13 protein-coding genes and 2 pseudogenes are annotated in these 19,112 nt (G+C 68.9%); 12 read left to right on the top strand and 3 right to left on the bottom strand.

Going from position 1 to position 19,112, the window contains the following annotated elements; genetic code table 11:
• Window positions 1-159 precede the first annotated feature (159 nt).
• The 9 genes and pseudogenes from QEG98_RS29165 to QEG98_RS29125 all read left to right on the top strand — a co-directional run bounded on the left by QEG98_RS29165 (window position 160) and on the right by QEG98_RS29125 (window position 13,145).
• The gene (locus QEG98_RS29165; RefSeq protein WP_316563631.1) at window positions 160-2,586 is read left to right on the top strand and encodes a glycogen debranching protein; all 2,427 of its coding nucleotides are present in this window, start codon (window positions 160-162) and stop codon (window positions 2,584-2,586) included.
• Between the two features lie 37 nt (window positions 2,587-2,623).
• The gene (locus QEG98_RS29160; protein WP_316563630.1) at window positions 2,624-4,120 is read left to right on the top strand and encodes a hypothetical protein; all 1,497 of its coding nucleotides are present in this window, start codon (window positions 2,624-2,626) and stop codon (window positions 4,118-4,120) included.
• Window positions 4,111-5,745 (top strand): annotated as a pseudogene (locus QEG98_RS29155) (alpha-amylase family glycosyl hydrolase); the annotation flags it as partial. The gene QEG98_RS29160 and the pseudogene QEG98_RS29155, both read left to right, overlap by 10 nt.
• Before the next feature lie 524 nt (window positions 5,746-6,269).
• Window positions 6,270-6,476, top strand: coding sequence for a CBM20 domain-containing protein (locus QEG98_RS29150; protein WP_316567983.1), 207 nt, complete (start codon window positions 6,270-6,272; stop codon window positions 6,474-6,476).
• Window positions 6,477-6,530: 54 nt separating this feature from the next.
• Window positions 6,531-7,577, top strand: coding sequence for a uroporphyrinogen decarboxylase (gene hemE / locus QEG98_RS29145; RefSeq protein WP_316563629.1), 1,047 nt, complete (start codon window positions 6,531-6,533; stop codon window positions 7,575-7,577).
• A 136-nt stretch (window positions 7,578-7,713) separates the two neighbouring features.
• Window positions 7,714-9,015 carry an acetyl-CoA C-acyltransferase FadI gene (gene fadI, locus QEG98_RS29140; protein ID WP_316563628.1) on the top strand — a complete coding sequence of 434 codons (1,302 nt, stop codon included), beginning with the start codon at window positions 7,714-7,716 and terminating at the stop codon, window positions 9,013-9,015.
• On the top strand, window positions 9,015-11,255 hold the full coding sequence (gene fadJ, locus QEG98_RS29135) for a fatty acid oxidation complex subunit alpha FadJ (RefSeq protein ID WP_316567982.1): 2,241 nt from the start codon (window positions 9,015-9,017) through the stop codon (window positions 11,253-11,255). Before fadI ends, fadJ begins: the two co-directional genes overlap by 1 nt.
• Window positions 11,256-11,346: 91 nt before the next feature.
• Window positions 11,347-12,480, top strand: a complete 1,134-nt coding sequence (locus QEG98_RS29130) for a mannosyltransferase family protein (RefSeq protein ID WP_316563627.1) — start codon at window positions 11,347-11,349, stop codon at window positions 12,478-12,480.
• Entirely contained in the window at window positions 12,477-13,145 is a 669-nt protein-coding gene (locus QEG98_RS29125; RefSeq protein WP_316563626.1) for a class I SAM-dependent methyltransferase, read from the top strand. The genes QEG98_RS29130 and QEG98_RS29125 overlap by 4 nt, the downstream gene beginning before the upstream one ends.
• On the opposite strand, the gene QEG98_RS29120 is transcribed toward QEG98_RS29125, so the two are convergent.
• From QEG98_RS29120 to QEG98_RS29110, 3 genes and pseudogenes are all read right to left on the bottom strand, one after another.
• Window positions 13,118-13,441, bottom strand: a complete 324-nt coding sequence (locus QEG98_RS29120) for a ChbG/HpnK family deacetylase (protein WP_316563625.1) — start codon at window positions 13,439-13,441, stop codon at window positions 13,118-13,120. The genes QEG98_RS29125 and QEG98_RS29120 overlap by 28 nt on opposite strands.
• Before the next feature lie 17 nt (window positions 13,442-13,458).
• A pseudogene (locus QEG98_RS29115) lies at window positions 13,459-13,964 on the bottom strand (ChbG/HpnK family deacetylase).
• Window positions 13,965-13,971: 7 nt separating this feature from the next.
• Window positions 13,972-14,763 carry a glycosyltransferase family 2 protein gene (locus tag QEG98_RS29110; protein WP_090490019.1) on the bottom strand — a complete coding sequence of 264 codons (792 nt, stop codon included), beginning with the start codon at window positions 14,761-14,763 and terminating at the stop codon, window positions 13,972-13,974.
• Window positions 14,764-14,867: 104 nt separating this feature from the next.
• On the opposite strand from QEG98_RS29110, the gene QEG98_RS29105 reads away from it, so the two are divergent.
• The 3 genes from QEG98_RS29105 (at window position 14,868) to QEG98_RS29095 (ending at window position 19,037) form a co-directional block, all read left to right on the top strand.
• Complete coding sequence (locus QEG98_RS29105) at window positions 14,868-15,830, top strand: diguanylate cyclase (RefSeq protein ID WP_316563624.1); 963 nt, start codon at window positions 14,868-14,870, stop codon at window positions 15,828-15,830.
• Between the two features lie 169 nt (window positions 15,831-15,999).
• Window positions 16,000-17,583, top strand: a complete 1,584-nt coding sequence (locus QEG98_RS29100) for an ATP-binding protein (RefSeq protein WP_316563623.1) — start codon at window positions 16,000-16,002, stop codon at window positions 17,581-17,583.
• Window positions 17,580-19,037: a sigma-54 dependent transcriptional regulator gene (locus QEG98_RS29095; protein WP_316563622.1), complete on the top strand. Its 1,458-nt coding sequence runs from the start codon at window positions 17,580-17,582 to the stop codon at window positions 19,035-19,037. The genes QEG98_RS29100 and QEG98_RS29095 overlap by 4 nt, the downstream gene beginning before the upstream one ends.
• The last annotated feature ends 75 nt before the right edge of the window (window positions 19,038-19,112 follow it).

Genomic DNA, 19,112 nt, shown 5'->3' with positions numbered 1-19,112 from the left:
CCCGAGGCGTGCGCCAGTGAACGGAGGTCTGTTCCCGATTGGAAACCCGGGCCCTGCCTTGTCAGGCATGGAAGGCGCTTGTTATGGAAACGGAGTTTGATTGCCGGGCCGAGTCATGTCCGGACCTCGAGGTCAGCCTACCTGATGCTCACTCACAGAATGTCCCGCCTCGTGGGCGCGGCGCTGTCCACCGCCCTGTTCATCACTGGCTGTAGCGAGAGCGACTACGTCCGGCTGTACCACAGTGATGCTCGGGCCCCGAGCTACTCGGTGGACGACATCGAGTCCCTTCGCCAGATCGGCCCCACCTTCGTGGACAAGGGCGTGAACTTCGCCCTGTACTCGGAGAACGCCACCCGGCTGGAGCTGCTGCTCTTCGAGGACCCGGAGAGCAACCGCCCGGCGCGCGCCTATGAGATGACACGCTACGGCGACGTGTGGAGCGTCTACGTGGAAGGCGTGGGCGTGGGACAGCACTACGGCTTCCGCGCATGGGGACCCAACTGGGAGTTCGACCCGCGGTGGTTCCCCGGGTCCATCCACGGCTTCAAGGCGGACGCGGACGTCTACGGCAACCGCTTCAATCCGAACAAGCTGCTCACGGACCCGTACTCCAAGGCCCTGCACCGCGACCATGACTGGAGCAAGGGCAGCACGGCCAGCGGTCCGGCTCGCACGGAGGTGACTTACGCGGCCTCCGCCAAGAGCGTGCTCGTCAAGGGCGGCGACTACCAGTGGGGTGAGGCGGAGCAGCAGTGGCGCGCCAACCGCCAGGACGAGAACTGGCAGGGGCACGGCTGGCAGGACCTCATCGTCTATGAGGTTCACGCCAAGGGCTTCACGGCGGACCCCGCCAGCGGCGTGCGCTTCCCGGGCACCTACCGCGGCTTCGGTGAGAAGGCGGCCTACCTGGCCGAGCTGGGCATCACCGCGGTGGAGCTGCTGCCCATCCACGAGAAGCCGCTGGACGGTGGCTACTGGGGCTACCAGACCATCAACTTCTTCGCGCCCGAGCTGTCCTACGCGGCCTTCAAGGAGCCGCACCAGGTCATCAACGAGTTCAAGTGGATGGTGGAGCAGCTCCACAAGCACGGCATCGAGGTGATTATCGACGTCGTCTACAACCACACCGGCGAGGGGGGCCTCTGGCGCGAGAAGCTGGAGACGGATGACGTCATGCCCGGCGAGCCGCTGGAGTCCCTGGACCCCGCGGAGACGGCTGGCCTCTATTCGTTCCGCGGCATCGACAACCAGGCGTACTACGCGCTCAACCCGGACCGGCGCACGTATTGGAACAACACCGGCGTCGGTAACCAGACGCGCCCCAACCACCGGCCCACGCGCAAGCTCATCATCGACAGCCTGCGCTTCTACGTGGAAGAGCTCCACGTGGACGGCTTCCGCTTCGACCTGGCGCCCATCCTGGGTGAGCGCGACGGTGACTACAACCGCTGGGACGACCCGCGCAACACCGTGCTCCAGGATGTCATCGACGACCCGGTGCTCCAGAAGTACAACACCCGCATCATGGCCGAGCCGTGGAGCGCGGGCGGCTGGTACTGCATGCCGCTGGGCGAGTTCCCCAACGCCAGGACGCAGCCGGGCAATGGCTGGTACGAGTGGAACGGCCGCTTCCGCGACTGGTGGCGCGCGTTCATGAACCAGGACGGTTGGAAGCTCAACTCCAACGAGGGTTCGCTGTGTGGCCGGCCTGGCACGGTGGACGGCGGCTTCCTGATGTACGGCAGCCAGGAGTGGTTCGAGCGCAATGGCCGCCGCCCGTATCACTCCATGAACTTCATCACCGTGCACGACGGCTTCACGATGTACGACCTGTTCGCGTACGACGAGAAGCAGAACCGCTGCGGTCCGCTGAACCCGGTGTGCTGTGACACACCGAACAGCCCCTTCTGCGACAAGGTCAGCGGCGAGGATCACAACCGTTCCCGCAACTGGGGCCCGATTGGCGACGAGCGCGCGGAGAGCATGCGACGGCAGATGATTCGCAATGCCTTCATGTCGATGATGATCAGCCACGGCACGCCGATGATCCTGGGCGGCGACGAGTGGATGCGCACGCAGCTGGGGAACAACAACGCCTACTCCACGCTGTCCGACAACCCCTTCAACTGGTACCAGTGGGGGACGTATCTGGCGCGCGACGAACGTCACCGCATGTTCGAGTTCGTGAAGGCCGCCATCCGCCTGCGCAAGGAGCACGCCTACGCCTTCGCGCCGAAGGACTACGGCAAGGGCGCGCCGCTGGCCTGGAAGAGCGCCCAGAACACCGAGGCGGCGTGGGACAGCAAGCAGTTGATGATTCACTATTATGACGCGTCCTACGGGCCGGAATTGCTGGTGCTCATCAACATGGAGCCCCGCGCGGTGACGTTCACGCTGCCCGAAGGCCGCAAATGGACGCGGCTCATCGACACGCAGGCGTACTTCGACAGCCCCGCCTATCTCACGACGGCGGGCCTGGACAGCCGGTCCACGGGCAACTCCTGGCTTGATGCACCGTCACCAGTGAACGGTTCGACATACGGGATGCCGGAAAGAACCATCGTCGTCCTGCGTGCGGAGTAGGCAGGCAAGCAGGTTGCGCTATAAGCGGGGCCCGCCCATGCGAGTCCTGCCTGCGCGCCTCGGCGCCATCCTGTTGACGTTCCTGCCGCTCGTTGCCCTGGCCGATGCGCCTCGCGATCGCTTCGGGGCCGCGGGTTACTTCCGCATCATGACCCGCCCGGACTTCGCGGGCGGCTCGGGCCAGTTGGGCTATTACTGGCTCTACGGTCGGCTCCTCAACGAAAGCCCTTACGGTGAGCTCAACCTCCGGCTGGACGCGTTGCAGGCCACGCCGGGGACCGACGAGGTGTGGGCCGAGGTCCACTCCCGTATCTCTGGCAGGTCGTTTCGTTCGGCGGATCCCGGTAATGGCTCGCTGGTGAACTTCAGCGCTGACTACCTCTTCGTCCGCGCCGGCAACATCCTGCTGGACCGGGTGACGTGGCAGCTCGGCACGCTCGAGGACCGCTGGAACGACTTGCACATCTACGACCAGCGACCCGGCACGCTGCTCTGGGACACGGTGGGCCTGTCCGGCACGTACCAGGGCGACCGCTACGACGTCCTGCTGGCGGTGGGGGACAGCGGCTACACGCTGCGCCCGAACAACTACAACACGGTGCTGACGGGCGCCGCGTCGTTCCGCTACCGGTTGATTCCTGGTCACCTGGAGGTGGGTATCCGCGGGCAGGTGGGCTACGAGCCCGCGGTGCGCGGCAACCGGAACGCGCTCTACGCGTCGCCCGGAACCAGCTACGAGAACTTCGCGCGGCGCGAGGTGGTGCGGCGCTACTTCGAGGCCAACCCGGGCGCGGAGGACCTGGTCCCGGACCTCAAGGCGCGCAGCGCGCTGTCGTACCGGGCCATGGGCTACGTGGGCTTCGGCGGGGTGGGGCCGCTGGTGTGGAGCAACCTGTACCTGACCTTCGAGAAGCGCCACCCGCAGCCCTTCTACACGGAGAACTTCCGGGGCCGGGACTGGACCGTGTACGTCACGGACCAGACCGACGAGCGCTACGACGCCAACCTCGGCAACGAGGCCTACCTGCGCATCATCCCCGACAAGCTGGAGGCGCTCTGGGGCGTGTGGGCTGGCTACTCGTTCAACAAGGACAACAAGATTGCCGCGGGCGAGGACAACCGCGTCATCGCCTCCACGGTGCTTCGCCTTCAGTACTTCCTCACCGACAAGGTTCACCTCCTGGCGGAGAGCAGCGTCGCGCGCGAGAAGAGCCTGAACGGCAATCTCTACCGCAACCATGTGGACTCGGTGTTCACCAGCACCGACGGCATGGCGGACGCGCGTGGGCTGGAGTTCGGTGACAGCGACACGCGCGACACCTGGCAGTTCAAGGCCGGTGTGGTGCTCAACCCCACGGGCCGCAGCATCTACGCGCGCCCCAGTCTGCGGCTGTTGTACGGGCTCCAGCGCTCCACCCAACATGCGGCGTTCGGCAACTCCTTCGTGGACAGCCTGGACCAGTACAACGTTTACGTCGGCCCCGAGCGTCACTGGCACTCGGTGGTCGCGATCGAGGCCGAAGGATGGTTCTGACAAGGCGATGGAGCGCGGTGGTCTCCCTCACGGCAGCGCTGGCCGCGGTGACGCTCGCGGCGTGTCTGCCTCGCGCGGCGCCTCCGCCCGTGGCGCCCAGCGGCACGGTGGTCGCCGTGGCCTACGTGCGGGATGACGCGAGGCGGGCCGGCGTGGTGGCGGACGTCCCGGAAGGACTGAAGCAGCGCATCGCGGAGACCCTGGCCAGGCGCAACCTGCGCGTGGAGGTGGTGCCCTACGCGGACTACGCCGCCTACTTCGCGAAGGTGCGCGACTCGCAGCGCCGCTTCGAGATGCTGAAGGCGCTGACGCCGGAGGCGCCGCTGCACCTGCTGGTGGAGACGCGGGTGTCGTTCTTCAGCCGGTGGGGGCCGCTTCTCGTGGGACATCTCGGTCCGGACCACGGGCGCGCGCGCGGACTCCGCCATGGCGCCCACCGTCGTCACCCAGGACTACGGCGCGGCGCTTCAGTTCGACCAGCAGCGCGAGGACGATGCGCAGTTGGAGGTGGCCACGCAGATCGCCGGGCAGGCGGGCGCGCTGTTCGACTCCTTCCTGGCCTCGCCCTTCCTGGTGCCGGACACGGACGGGGGCCGGGCACGGTGCCGGGCCTCGACGCGCCGGCCGGACCGGGCATCGAGCCGGGCACGGGCACGCCGGCCGTGCTCCAGCCCTACCGGGGTTCGTGGGAGCCGCCGGCGGGAGACGCGGTCTACTTCGTGATGGTGGACCGCTTCTCCAATGGAGACCCGAAGAACGACGGTGCAGTGGACCTGGAGGACGCGCAGGCCTTTCACGGCGGAGACCTGCAAGGCGTCATTGACCGACTGGATGGGCTGCAGCAGCTCGGTGTCCGCACGGTGTGGCTTTCACCCGTCTTCCAGATGCGCACCGACAAGTTCCATGGGTACGGCGCCTTTCACGGTTACTGGGTGGAGGACTTCGGCCGGGTGGAGCCGCGCTTCGGAGACGAGGCCCTGCTGAAGACGCTGGCGGCAGAGCTGCGCCGCCGGGACATGCGGCTGGTGCTGGACGTGGTGCTCAACCACGTGGGGCCGGAGACGCGCCTGTCGCGTGAGCGGCCCGACTGGTTCCACGGCCTGGGGCCCATCCAGGACTGGGGCGATTCACGCGAGCTGGTGATGGGAGACGTGCACGGCCTGCCGGACCTCGCCGTGGAGAAGGAAGACGTGTACGCGCACCTGCTGGCGCATTCGCGCCGGTGGGTGGACGTGCTCCAGCCCGCGGGCTTCCGGCTGGACGCGGTGAAGCACATGCCCACCTCCTTCTGGGCTCGCTACAACGACGACTTGCGCCAGCACGCGGGGCCGGACTTCCTGCTGTTGGGGGAGATGCTGGACGGCGACCCGGTGCTGCTGTCGAACACGATGAAAGAAGGCCGCTTCGGGACGATGTTCGACTTCCCGCTGGCCTTCGCGCTGGTGGACGTCTTCTGCAGGGACCGCTCCCCGTCGCACCTGGGCGCCATCCTCTTCAACGACCGGCTATACCCGGCGCCGGGCTCGCTCGTGACGATGGTGGACAACCACGACCTGCCCCGGGTGATGAGCGAGTGCGGGGGTGACGTGGAGCGGGTGAAGCGGGCGCTGGCGGTGCAGCTCACCGCGCGCGGCGTGCCGGCGCTCACCTACGGCACCGAAGAGGGCCTGACGGGCGCGAAGGAGCCGGAGAACCGGGGCGACATGCGCTTCACGAACCACCCGCTGCGGTCGTGGATTGGCGGGTTGCTGGCGTTGCGGCGAGGCAGTGAGGCCCTCCAGCGTGGCGAGACGTGGATGCTCGCCGCCCGGGAGGACCTCTTCGCCTACGCCCGCGTCACCGCCGACGAGGCCGTCGTCATCGCCGTGAATTCCCGTGACAGCGCCGTGGATGTGCCGCTGCCTGACGGGCTGGCCGACGCGAAGCTGGAGCCGCTGGCCCTGGCGCCGCCGCTGGCCGCCGGGGGCGCGGGCTTCATGCGCGTGCCCGCCGGCGAGGTGGCCCTGGCGCGACTGAAGCCCCAGGCGGCGGGCGGCTTCGCCACGGCGGCGAAGCTCGCGGGCCTGCGGTGGCGGGGGCTGGGCACGCGGCGCCGGTGGAGCTGGCCGTGGATGACCCGTCGGTGCGGTTGGTGGGCAGCGGGCCGGAGATGGGCGGGTGGAAGCCCGAGCGCTCGCTTCGTCCGGGGCCCGACGGCTTCGCGCTGTCGCTGCCCGTGGGCGCCGTCTTCGAGTACAAGCTCTTGCGCGGCGGCTCCCAGGGCACTCTTGACTGGGAGGACGGCGCCAATCGTCTGCTGTTCGTGGACGAAGGCACCGGGCCGCTGCGCCAGACGCTGGCGTGGAGCCAGCGCTGACCGCACGTGTTTCATTTCGCCCCGCCTGGCGCGGGGCCCACTCCGAGGTTCGAAGTGAACGACCGACTCCTCCGCGCGGCGCGCCGCCAGCCCACAGACACGACGCCGGTATGGCTGATGCGCCAGGCGGGCCGCTACCTGCCCGAGTACCGGGCCATCCGCGGCAACATCGCCTTCCTGGACCTGTGCAAGCACCCGGACCTGGCGGCGGAAGTCACCGTCCAGCCGGTGACACGTCTGGGCGTGGACGCGGCCATCATCTTCTCGGACATCCTCATCCCCGTGGAGGCCATGGGCATCACCCTGGAGCTGGGGGACAAGGGGCCGCACTTCCCCGACCCCGTGCGCTCCGCGGCGGACATCGACAAGCTGGGCGTGCCGGACCCGGTGGAGGGCACCGGCTTCGTGGCCGAGGCCATCCGCCGCACGCGCAAGGCACTCAATGACTCCGTGCCCGTCATCGGCTTCGCGGGCGCGCCCTTCACCCTGGCCGCGTACATGGTGGAGGGGGGCGGCTCCAAGAGCTACATCCTCATCAAGCGGCTGATGTTCGAGCAGCCCGAGCTGGCGCACCGCCTCTTCGGCAAGCTCACCGACACGCTCATCCCCTACCTGAAGATGCAGGTGGAGGCGGGCGCGAGCATCGTCCAGATTTTCGACTCGTGGGGCGGCGCGCTGTCGCCCTGGGACTACGAGCGCTTCTGCATTCCCTACCTCAAGCGCATGGTGTCCGAGCTGAAGGCCACCGGCGTGCCCGTCATCGTGTTCGGCGTGGGCATGTCCTCGCACCTGCGGCTGCTCAAGAGCACTGGCGCGGACGTGGTGGGCCTGGACTGGACGCTGCCCATGGACGAGGGCCGGAAGGTGCTGGGGCCGGACGTGGCGGTGCAGGGCAACCTGGACCCGCTGCACCTGTTCCTCCCCCGTGAGGAGCTGGACGGCCGCGTGAAGGACATCCTCCGCCGCGCGGGCCCCGAAGGGCACATCTTCAACCTGGGCCACGGCATCCTCCCGCCCACGGACCCCGACTCCGCGAAGTTCCTGGTGGACGCCGTCCACCGCCACGGCGTGGCCCTGCGCCAGGGCACGCTGGGGGCGTAGGGTCGCTTTCACCCCCAGCCGGCGGCCTCCCGCGGGGAGTGTCCACCGATTGATTTTTGAATCAACGGACGATTGACGCGGCGCATTGCCGCTCGTTAGATGCCCACCTCCCGACTTCGCTGGAGGTGTGGCACACATGACAAGCGAGAAGCGCAACGGCCCCCGAAGGGTGGCCATCGTCCGCGGCCTGCGGACCCCGTTCGTCAAGGCGGGGTCCGTGTTCTCGGGGCTGACGGCGCTGGATTTGGGCCGCCTGGTGGTCCAGGAGCTGGTCCAGAAGACGGACCTGGACCCCAACGTCATCGACCAGGTGGTGTTCGGCCAGGTCATCCCCACGTTGACGGCTCCGTCCATTGCCCGCGAGGTCGTCATCGCGGCGGGGCTGCCGAAGAAGATTGATGCCTTCACGGTGTCGCGCGCGTGCGCCACGTCCATCCAGGCGATGACGACGGCGGCCAACGCGATTGCCACGGGTGAGGCGGACGTCATCATCGCCGGTGGCACCGAGTCCATGTCGGACGCGCCCATCTTCACCAGCCGGCCGCTGGCCCACGCGCTGGTGGCGGCGTCCAAGGGGCGCTCGCTGCCGGACAAGCTCAAGCCCTTCCAGCGCCTCAAGGCCAAGGATCTGCTGCCGGTGCCCCCGGCCATCGCCGAGTACTCCACCGGCATGACGATGGGGGAGAGCGCGGAGAAGATGGCCAAGGAGAACGGCATCTCCCGCGAGGAGCAGGACCGCATCGCCTTCAACTCGCACCGCAACGCGGCCAAGGCGTGGAAGGACGGCCTGTTCGACAACGAGGTCATGCACGTCGTCGTGCCGCCGAAGTTCGACAAGACGGCGGAGCGCGACAACATCGTCCGTGAGGACTCCAGCATGGAGGCGCTGGGGCAGCTCAAGCCGGCGTTCGACCGCAAGTACGGCACGATTACGGCGGGCAACGCGTCGCCGCTGACGGACGGCGCCGCGGCGCTGCTGCTGATGAGCGAGGAGAAGGCGCGCGCGCTGGGCTACGAGCCGCTGGGCTTCCTGCGCAGCCATGCCTACGCGGCCACGGACCCGGGCGACCAGCTGCTCCAGGGCCCGGCCTACGCGGTGCCCACGGCGCTCAAGCGCGCGGGCATGACGCTGGCGGACATCGACCTGGTGGAGATGCACGAGGCCTTCGCCGCGCAGGTGGCCAGCAACATCCAGGCGCTGGCGTCCCAGGCCTTCGCGAAGAAGGCGGGCTGGAGCGCGCCGGTGGGCGAAATCGACCGGGAGCGGCTGAACGTGACGGGTGGCTCCATCGCCATTGGTCATCCCTTCGGGGCCACGGGGGCGCGCATCGTCACCCAGGCCCTCAATGAGCTGAAGCGTCGGAACAAGAACACGGCGATGTGCACCGTCTGCGCGGCGGGCGGCCTGGGCGCAGTCGTCATCCTGGAGCGTGCGTGATGGCCACCAAGGCGGAAGAGCTCGAGGTGAAGCAGGGCTTCTCGTACCAGGTGGAGGACGGCGTCGCCGTCATCACCTTCGACCTGCCGGACTCGCCGGTGAACACGCTGTCGCCGGAGACGGGCGAGGCCTTCCTGCGCGTCATGATGCGCGCGGAGCGCGAGCCCGAAGTGAAGGCCGTCGTCTTCACGTCCGGCAAGAGGGACTCGTTCGTCGCCGGGGCGAAAATCGACTTCCTGCAGACCATCAAGACGGCGGAGGAGGCCACCGCCATCAGCCGCAACGGGCAGGAGGGCTTCGACAAACTGGCCGCCTTCCCCAAGCCCGTCGTCGCGGCCATCCACGGCGCATGTCTGGGCGGCGGCCTGGAGTGGGCGCTGGCGTGTGACTACCGCATCGCCACCGACAGCCCGAAGACGTCGCTGGGGCTGCCGGAGGTGCAGCTGGGCCTGATTCCGGGCGCGGGCGGCACCCAGCGGCTGCCGGCGCTCATTGGCGTGCAGGCGGCGCTGGACCTCATCCTCACCGGCAAGAGCCTCAAGCCCGCGAAGGCGAAGAAGCTGGGCGTAGTGGATGAAGTGGTGCCGGCGCCCATCCTCCGCGCCATCGCGGTGCGTCGCGCGAAGGAGCTGGCCGAAGGAACGCTGAAGGTGGACCGCCGTCACGGCCAGGGCTTCAAGGGCGTGGCCGCGAACGGCAAGGCGAAGGGGCTGGCGGGCTTCATCCAGGGCCTGGCCAACAAGGAGCTGTGGGCGGAGGTGGCGCTGGAGGACAACCCGCTGGGCCGCAAGGTCCTCTTCGACCAGGCGCGCAAGCAGCTGCTGAAGAAGACGCGCGGCAAGTTCCCCGCGCCGGAGAAGGCGCTCCAGGTCGTGCGCGTGGGCCTGGAGTCCGGACACAAGGCGGGCCAGGAGGCGGAAGCGAAGGCCTTTGGCGAGCTGGTGGTGTCGGACGTCTCCAAGCGGCTGGTTGAAATCTTCTTCGCCACCACGGCGCTGAAGAAGGAGAACGGCACCTCCAACCCCGACGCGAAGCCGCGCGAGGTGAAGAAGGTGGCGGTGCTGGGCGGCGGGCTGATGGGCGGCGGCATCGCCTATGTCACCAGCGTGCTCCAGGGCGTGCCCGTGCGCGTGAAGGACAAGGACGACGCGGGCGTGGGCCGGGCCATGAAGCAGGTGCAGTCCATCCTGGACGAGCGCGTGAAGCGGCGCTCGCTCACGCGCCGCGAGGCCACGGCGAAGTCGGCCCTGGTGACGGCGGGCACGGACTACAGCGGCTTCAAGTCCGCGGACCTGGTCATCGAGGCGGTGTTCGAGGACCTCAAGCTCAAGCACCGCATCATCGCGGAGGTGGAGGCCGTCACCGGCGACCAGACCATCTTCGCGTCCAACACCTCCAGCATCCCGATTACGGAACTGGCCAAGGGCAGCCGTCGGCCGGCGCAAGTCATTGGCATGCATTACTTCAGCCCGGTCCACAAGATGCCGCTGCTGGAGATCATCACCCACGCGGGCACCGCGGACTGGGTGACGGCCACCTGCGTGGAGGTGGGGCGCAAGCAGGGCAAGACGGTCATCGTCGTCAACGATGGGCCGGGCTTCTACACCTCGCGCATCCTCGCTCCGTACCTGAACGAGGCGGCGTACCTGCTGGCGGAAGGCGCGGACATCGCGGAGCTGGACAGGGCGCTGGTCGAGTTCGGCTTCCCCGTGGGCCCGATTACCCTCCTGGACGAGGTGGGCATCGACGTGGCGCAGAAGGTGGGCCCCATCATGGAGGCCGCCTTCGGCAAGCGCATGGCGGCGCCCAAGGCCCTGGAGAAGGTGGTGGCCGACGGCCGCCTGGGCCGCAAGACGCAGAAGGGCTTCTACCTGTACGAGGACGGGAAGAAGCAGGAGGTGGACAGCTCCATCTACGCCCTGCTGCCGCACGGCACGGAGCGCCGCTCCTTCGACCGCGCGGAGATGGCGGAGCGCGTGGTGCTGCAGATGGTCAACGAGGCCATCCGCTGCCTGGGCGAGGGCATCCTCCGCAGCGCGCGTGACGGCGACGTGGGCGCCATCTTCGGCCTGGGCTTCCCGCCCTTCCTGGGCGGCCCCTTCCACTACGTGGACAGCCGCGGCCCCGCCGAGGTGCTGCGCAAGCTGGAGCACTACCACGACAAGCTCGGGGAGCGTTTCGCCCCCGCGCCGCACCTGGTGGAGATGGTGAAGGCGGGCAAGACGTTCTACCCGCGCTGAGTCATTCCAGTGATTGCACCCGGGAGTCCCGCGTATCAGCGGCTCCCGGGCTTGACCGGAGGCCGTCTCTGGCCCGAGCCTCCCGGGCCCCATGGCCCGCTCCGCGTCCCGCACCATCGTCCTCGTCGTCCTGTCGGCCGTCGTGGCCTGTGGCGCCGCCGCCACCGCCGGGGCCTGGCGCTTCTTCCACAAGGACCCGAGCAACCCCGTCGTCCGGCTCGACGAGTACTTCACCATGGGCTGGGTGGCCTGGGATTCCAGCTGGTACATGCGGATTGCCCAGGAGGGCTACCAGTTCGTCCCGGGCCAGCAGAGCTCGGTGGCGTTCTTCCCGCTGTACCCGCTGCTCATCCGCGCGGTGGAGTCGCTGGGGCCCAATGTGTACCAGTCCGGCGTGCTCATCACGCTGCTGTGCGGCCCGCTGGCGTTGATGCTCTTCACCGTCTGGGCGCGCAAGCTGACGGACGAGGACACGGCGCTGAAGGCCGGGCTGCTGATGGCCTGCTACCCCTTCACGCTCTACTTCTACGGCGCCATGTATTCGGACGCGCTGTTCGTCCTGCTGGTGGTGGCGGCCTTCCTGCTGCTGGAGCGCGGGCACCTGGGGCCCGCCGTCCTCGTCGCGGCGGTGGCCACCGCGGCCCGGCCCGTGGCGCCCGCGGTGGTGCTGGGCCTGCTGGTGCGCCGCCTGGAGTGGAAGCACGCGCGAGGCGAGAAGTGGAGCGCGGTGGACTTCCTGCCGGTGCTGTCGGGCCTGGGCTTCGGCGCGTACATGCTCTTCCTGTGGCACCAGTTCGGTGACCCGGTGGCCTTCGTGAAGGTGCAGGGCTCGCCCGGCTGGGAGCAGATTCCGGGCTGGCACACGTGGCTGAAGGTGAGCTGGTTCGAGCGCGTCGTGCTGGCGCCGCAGGACAAGCGCGAGGCCTTCCGGCTGGCCGCGCACGCCTTCTTCACGTTGCTGGCGCTGGCGCTGGTGTGGCCCACGCGCAAGCTGCTGGGGTGGGGCTACGCCGTCTACGTGCTGGCCATCGTCGGGTTGCCCGCGTGGTCCACCAAGGACTTCATGGGCATGGGGCGCTACCTGCTGTCCGCCTTCCCCGTCTTCCTCACCGCGGCGATGCTCCTGCGCGAACGGCCGCTGCTGCTGCGCGGGGCGCTGGCGGTGGGCGCCGCGTCGCTGCTCGTCCTCTCGTGGGCCTTCGGCGCGGACTACTACGTCTCATGAGCGACCTCCTCGAACAGGCCCTCCTTCGCTACGACGGGCTGCCCGTCGCCGAGCGCTTCCACGTCCACGCGCGGGCCTTCTCCGCGCCGCTGCTGGCCATGGCCGCGCGCACGCCCGTGGGCGCCGTGGCGGACATCGGCTGCGGGCATGGGTTGCTGTCCGCGCTGCTGGCCCTGGAGGACCCGGGCCGCACCGTGCACGGCGTGGACCCGGACTCGCGCAAGGTGGCCTGGGCACGGCGAGCGCTCGCGGGCCAGCCCAACGTGCGCGTCGAGGAAGGCACCGTGGAGGAGACCCTGGCCCGGGGCGCGTCCGGGCGCTTCGACGCGGCGGTGGTGTGCGACGTGCTGTACCTGCTGCCGGAGTCGAAGTGGTCCGGCTTCCTCTCCACCGTGCGGGGCCTGCTGAAGCCCGGCGGGCGGCTGCTGCTCAAGGAGGTGGAGGGTGACGGCTCCTGGAAGCACCGCAAGGCGCTGGCGCAGGAGTGGGTGATGGTGTCGCTGCTGGGCCGCACGAAGGCCAGCGGCGGCATGGCGCTGAAGCCTCGAGCCGAGATGACGCGCTACCTGAAGGACGCGGGCTTCGCGGTGCGCGAGGTGGTGGACCTGGGGCAGGGCTACACCACGCCGCACGTCCTCTACGTGGCGGAGAACAGCGTTCCGTAGCTGTGAAGCTCGATGCCGCGCTCGTGCAGCCGCGCCTTCACGCGCGCGCTGGTGAGGGCGGCCAGCTCCGCCTGCCAGCCGTAGCGCCACGCCGGGTCCTCGGGGACGTGCGGCGTGCCTTCACCCGGGTGACAGCCCAGCTCGAAGTCGCCCGCGGGCAGCGTGTCCACCACCGCGAGCAGGGCGGCCTCGTCCAGCATCCCTGCTTCGAAGACGCCGCCCGCGCTCACCCGGCGCACGCCCTTGGGGGCCCGAGGCGCGGCGCGCGCGAGCACGGCCAGCACCGAGGCCTTCATCGCGGGGCCCGGCGCCTTCAGCCAGCGAGGGCGAGGAGGGCGTCCGGCCAGCGCAGGGGCAGCCCTTCGCGCGCGGCCAGGGACTCCACCAGGGGACGTACACCGGGCAGCAGGTGCAGGTGCTGGTGCCCGTCCAGGTGGTCCACCGTCACGCCCAGGGCGCGGGCCCGCTGAAGCTGAGCGGAGAGCTCGCGCGCCAGCTCGTCCCGGCGCACCTGTCCGGTGAGCCAGGCGCGGGCGAAGTCGGCCCAGCTCCCGCGCAGCCGGCCCTCCGGTGCCACCGTGGGCACCTCGTGCGCGGGCGCCGCGGGAGGCAGCCGCGTGGAGAGCGCCGGTGGAGGCCCACCGCGAGCCGTGCCTCCTTCGCGCGGGCGGCGGCCTCGGGCGCGGTGGGGCCCGTGGCCAGCAGCGTGGCGCTGGTGACGATGCCATCGCGGTGCGCTCGGAGGATGCCCGCGTCCAGCGAGGCATGGAGCCCCAGGTCGTCCGCGTTCACCACCAGGCGCGTGAGGGGGCGCGTCATGCGGGGCTCAGCCTCGCGCCGTGCGGCCCGGCGGCACCGCGTGGAGCTGCTGCACCGAAGGCGGCAAGCGCACCGGGTGCACTGGCGGCTGCGGCGCGCGCATCTTCGGATAGAGCTTCACCAGCTCCCGCACCATCTTCGTGATGACGGAGGGCGAGGCCAGCGTGGACACGCCGCGCGTGCGAGGGAAGTAGTCCACGCCCATCTGGAACACGCGGAAGCCCTGGCGGATGGCCTTCACCACCAGCTCCGCGTCGATGAACGAGCCCTGGCTGTGCAGCTCCATGGCCTCCAGCACGCGCCGGTGCATCACCTTGAAGCTGAAGTTGACGTCCTTGATCTGGATGTCGAACAGCGACCGGATGAGCATGTTGTAGACGAACGAGTAGATGATGCGCTTGGGGCCCTCGCTCGTGCGGTCGAACCGGAAGGCGCAAATCATGTCCGCCTCCAGGTACGACATCAGGTGCAGCGCCCGCTCCAACTCGCGCATGTCCCAGGGCAGGTCCACATCGGAGTACACGACGATGTCCTTCGTCGAGGCCGCCAGCCCGGTGCGCATGGCGCCACCCAGCTTCAGATTCACGGGGTGGTGGATGACACGCAGTTGGGGAACCTTCAGGGCCAGCGCCTCGCAGACCTCACGGGTGCGGTCCGTGGACGCGTCGTTGACGACGATGATTTCGAAGTCGTCCGTCAGGGCGGGGAGGACCTCCAGCGCCCGGCTGACGGCGCGCTCGACGTAGTCCTCTTCGTTCCAGGCGGGGAAGAACAGGCTGATGCTTGGGTATTGGGCCACGAGGGACCTCGGCGGGCGGACCTGCGAAGTTGGCGGCTCGCTAGCAGAGAATCCGGTTTTTATCCAATGGCAGGGGTCGCATATCGTCGCATGCCTATGATACCGTGAAAGCACCATTTTGCGGGGACACTGTGAACGCCAGGCCTTTCACCCTGCTGGTAGTGGACGACTCGCAGTCGACGTTGCCTCGGTTGGCCCGTGCGCTGGGCCCGGAGGATTTCGCCCTCCGAATCACCGCCCACGGCCCGGAGGTGCCGAGGTTGGCGCGGGAGGTATCGCTGGTGGTGCTCTGCCTGGGCGAGGACGCCCAGGCCAGCGTGGGGTTGCTCGAACGCCTGATACCCGAGGAAGGCCCGGTGGGGCCCCCCGTGGTGCTCGTGGCGCCACCCGAGCCCAGAGGCCTCTGGCTGGAGGCCCTGCGCCGGGGGGCTGAGGTCGTATTGGACCCATGGTCGCCGGATGAACTGGTGGCCCGGGTGCATCGCGCCCTGGCCGCGAAGGCCCGGATGGAGTCGCTCGCCGCCCAGGTGAGCGAGCTCCAGCGGCTGTCGTCGACGGACGGCCTCACGGGCCTCCACAACCACCGGCATTTCCAGGAGCGGCTGAGGGAGGAGTTCCGCCGTGCCCAGCGTTATGACGACTCCCTGTCGCTCATCCTGCTGGACTTGGATTTCTTCAAGGAAATCAACGACAAGTACGGCCACTCCGCGGGCGACGGCGTGCTGCGCGAGGTGGCCGCCGCGCTCACCCGGGGCGTGCGCGAGACGGACCTGGTGGCCCGCTATGGCGGCGAGGAGTTCGCGGTGCTGCTGCCCCGCACCCACCTCACCGGGGCGCTCACCGTCGCCGAGCGCGTCCGCCGCGAGCTGCGCGCCCTGCGGCTGGAGGTGTCGGACAGCCTGCAAGTCACCGCGTCATTGGGGGTTTCCAGCTTCCCCCACCGCACCGTCCTCACCCCGGAGCAGCTGCTCCTGACGGCCGACGAGGCCCTCTACCAGGCCAAACGGGACGGCAGGGATCGCATCTGCCTACATCCCCAGCTCCCGGTCGGTCCGCTCGGAACCTAGCCCGGGTCAAAGACCCGGGGTCCGTATTGACCCATTTGGTGGGGATGGGTCTAATTGGACCCGGTGTTTTTTCGCGCCATGGAAATGTCAAGGCCCGTGATTCCAGACTGTTGGGCAGGGAGTTTCTGCTGGCAGGGCCATTGCACTTGTCTAGGGGCGGAAACAATTCATGGGTTCTCAAGCCGCATATGTCCACGGTCAGCAGGCCGAGTCGCCACGCGGGCGGCTGCTCCTGGTGGATGACGAGGAGAACATCCTCAAGTCCATCCGCCGGGTGCTGCGCCGCGGCGACTGGGACATCGAGACGGCGACGGACGCCGAGCAGGGCCTGCGGGCGGTGGAGGCCTTCCACCCCGAGGTGGTCATCTCCGATTTCCGCATGCCGGGGATGAATGGCGTCGATTTCCTTACCCGGGTGAAGCAGCAGGAGCCGCGGGCCCAGCGCATCATGCTGACGGGCCAGGCGGACCAGCAGGCCATCGAAGAGGCCATCAACCGGTCGGAGATCTTCCGCTTCATCTCCAAGCCCTGGAACGACAGCCACCTGGTGTTGACGGTGAAGAGCGCCTTCGAGCAGTACGCGCTCCAGGCGGAAAACGAGCGGCTCTACACGGTGACGCAGGCGCAGAACGCGGAGCTGAAGCTGCTCAACGCGGACCTGGAGGAGCGCGTCGCCCAGCGCACGCGCATGCTGAGCCAGGCCAAGCGCGAGTGGGAGCTGTCCTTCGACTGCATGGAGACGCCGCTGTGCGTGGTGCGCGCGCGGGACTTCGCGGTGCGGCGGGCGAACCTGGCGTACGCGGACGTGGCGGGGCGCTCCATCGAGGAGATTCCCTCCGACACCACGTGCTACCGCTACCTCTTCGGGCGCAACGAGCCGTGCACGGGCTGCCCGCTGCCGGCGGCGGTGGAGAGCGGCAAGGGCGCGCGCGGTGAGGTCCGCCAGGGCGGGCGCACCTTCGTGGTGGCCGCCTACCCCATGGCGGGGGATGAGCGAGTCGTCTGCACCTACCGGGACGTCACCGAAGAGCAGTCGATGACGCGGCGGCTCATCGAGACGGAGAAGATGGCCGCGGTGGGCCAGCTCGCCGGCGGGGTGGCGCACGAAATCAACAACCCGCTGGGCGGCATCCTCGCCTTCGCGCAGTTGATGTCGCGCGACGCGGGCCGCAGCGAGGCGGACCTGGAGTCGCTGGGCCTCATCGAGGAGAGCGCGCTGCGCTGCAAGCGCATCGTGGAGAGCCTCCTCAAGTTCAGCCGCCACAGCCGCGTGGAGGACCGGCGGCCCTTCGACTTGTCCAAGTGCGTGGAGGACGCGGCGGTGCTGTTCCGCGCGCAGCTCAAGTCCATGCCCACGGTGGAGCTGACGCTGGGGCTCGCGGACGGCCTGCCGAAGGTGTACGGCGACCCCGGTCAGCTCGCGCAGGTGGTGCTCAACCTGCTCCAGAACGGTCTCCAGTCGCTGCCCACGCGTGAGGGCAAGCTGAAGCTGGTGACGGGTCGGGAAGGCGACCGCTGCTTCTTCGCGGTGACGGACACCGGCACGGGCATCGAGGAGAAGTACCTGCCTCGCATCTTCGAGCCGTCGTTCACCACCAAGGCCCCGGGTGAAGGCACCGGCCTGGGGCTCTCCATTGCCTACCGCATCGTCCAGGACCACGGGGGCAGCTTCCACGTGGACACCCAGGTCGGCGAAGGCTCCTGCTTCACCGTTTTTCTGCCCATCCCCCTGCAGCTCGAGAGGTTGCCGTGAACCAAGTCAAGCGCGCCAAAGTCCTCGTCGTGGATGACGACTCCGTCGTCCTCAAGGCCGTGACGCAGATTCTCCAGCGCGAGGGCCACCCGGTGGTGGCCATTGACGACGCGGTGGAGGGCCTGGCGGCCGCGAAGGATCCGACCATCGACGTGGTCGTCCTCGACATCAAGATGCCCAACCTGTCCGGCATGGACCTGCTGCGAGGCATCAAGGCCGACCGCCCGGACGTGGAGGTCATCATGATGACGGCCTTCGCCACCGTGGAGACGGCGGTGGAGGCGGTGAAGGCGGGGGCGTACGATTACCTCACCAAGCCCTTCGAGAACATCGACGAGGTCAGCCTCACGGTGGCCAAGGCGGCCGAGCGCAAGGCGCTCAAGGACCGCACCCGCGCGCTGGAGGAGGCCCTCACGGTCCGCAGCCAGTTCGAGGACCTCATCGGCCAGTCCACGCAGATGCGCTCCGTCTTCAAGCTGGTGGAGACGGTGAGCCACTCCACCGCCACGGTGCTCATCCAGGGGGAGAGCGGCACCGGCAAGGAGCTGGTGGCCCGCGCCATCCACTACCGCAGCGCGCGCAAGGACAAGCCCTTCGTGGCGGTCAACTGTTCGGCGCTGACGGAGACGCTGCTGGAGAGCGAGCTCTTCGGTCACGTGAAGGGCAGCTTCACCGGCGCCACCGGCAACAAGAAGGGCCTCTTCGAGGCGGCCGACGGCGGCACCATCTTCCTGGACGAAATTGGCGACGTGCCCCCGGCCACCCAGGTACGCCTGCTGCGCGTGCTCCAGGAGGGTGAAGTCAAGCGCGTGGGCGCCAACGAGCCGGTGAAGGTGGACGTGCGCGTCATCGCCGCCACCCACGTGGACCTGTCCCGCGCCAAGGAGCAGGGCAAGTTCCGCGAGGACCTCTTCTACCGCCTCAACGTCATCACCATCGACCTGCCGCCCCTGCGTGACCGGCCCGAGGACGTGCCCCTGCTGGCGCACCACTTCCTCAAGCTCTACGCCGCCAAGGCGGACAAGAAGGTGACGGGCATCTCCCCGCGCGCCATGGAAGCCCTCACCTGCAACCGGTGGACGGGCAACGTGCGTGAGCTGGAGAACGTCATCGAGCGCGCGGTGGTGCTGACGGGCAACGAGGTCATCGACGTGGAGGACCTGCCGCCGGGCTTCCAGTCCGCGCCGCAGCCGGACTCCACGGTGGAGGTGTTCAGCCTGGCACACCTGCCGTACGCCCAGGCCAAGCGCCTGGCGATGCGTGCCTTCGAGCGCCGCTACCTGTCCGCGCTGCTGGAGAAGAACAACCAGAACGTCTCCAGCGCCGCACGCGCGGCGGGCGTGGACCGCTCCAACTTCCGTCGCCTGCTCAAGCAGTACGAGGTGGCCGGCCGGTCCATGAAGCCCCGCGTGGTCTCCCAGGACGACGGCGAGGCGCTGGAAGCCGCGTCCTGACGTGTGTCGGCCGGCGGGCACCCGGGCGTTTCCCATGCGCGCCCGGGGCCCTCCTGGACTACAAGGCGGGGTTGC

This window comes from Myxococcus sp. MxC21-1 (genome assembly GCF_032612255.1).
In the GTDB taxonomy this organism is placed as follows: Bacteria; Myxococcota; Myxococcia; order Myxococcales; family Myxococcaceae; genus Myxococcus; species Myxococcus virescens.
The sequence above is the reverse complement of the archived record's forward strand: the minus strand, read 5'-3'. Positions and strand labels throughout refer to the sequence as shown.

What these genes read in the sequence shown, in the direction of transcription:
- QEG98_RS29125 (WP_316563626.1), top strand. Translation starts at nt 12,477, where the DNA reads ATGAGCGACCTCCTCGAACAGGCCCTCCTTCGCTACGACGGGCTGCCC.
- fadI (WP_316563628.1), top strand. Translation starts at nt 7,714, where the DNA reads ATGACAAGCGAGAAGCGCAACGGCCCCCGAAGGGTGGCCATCGTCCGC.
- QEG98_RS29130 (WP_316563627.1), top strand. Translation starts at nt 11,347, where the DNA reads ATGGCCCGCTCCGCGTCCCGCACCATCGTCCTCGTCGTCCTGTCGGCC.
- QEG98_RS29165 (WP_316563631.1), top strand. Translation starts at nt 160, where the DNA reads ATGTCCCGCCTCGTGGGCGCGGCGCTGTCCACCGCCCTGTTCATCACT.
- QEG98_RS29100 (WP_316563623.1), top strand. Translation starts at nt 16,000, where the DNA reads ATGGGTTCTCAAGCCGCATATGTCCACGGTCAGCAGGCCGAGTCGCCA.
- fadJ (WP_316567982.1), top strand. Translation starts at nt 9,015, where the DNA reads ATGGCCACCAAGGCGGAAGAGCTCGAGGTGAAGCAGGGCTTCTCGTAC.
- QEG98_RS29150 (WP_316567983.1), top strand. Translation starts at nt 6,270, where the DNA reads ATGGGCGGGTGGAAGCCCGAGCGCTCGCTTCGTCCGGGGCCCGACGGC.
- QEG98_RS29120 (WP_316563625.1), bottom strand. Translation starts at nt 13,441, where the DNA reads ATGAAGGCCTCGGTGCTGGCCGTGCTCGCGCGCGCCGCGCCTCGGGCC.
- QEG98_RS29160 (WP_316563630.1), top strand. Translation starts at nt 2,624, where the DNA reads ATGCGAGTCCTGCCTGCGCGCCTCGGCGCCATCCTGTTGACGTTCCTG.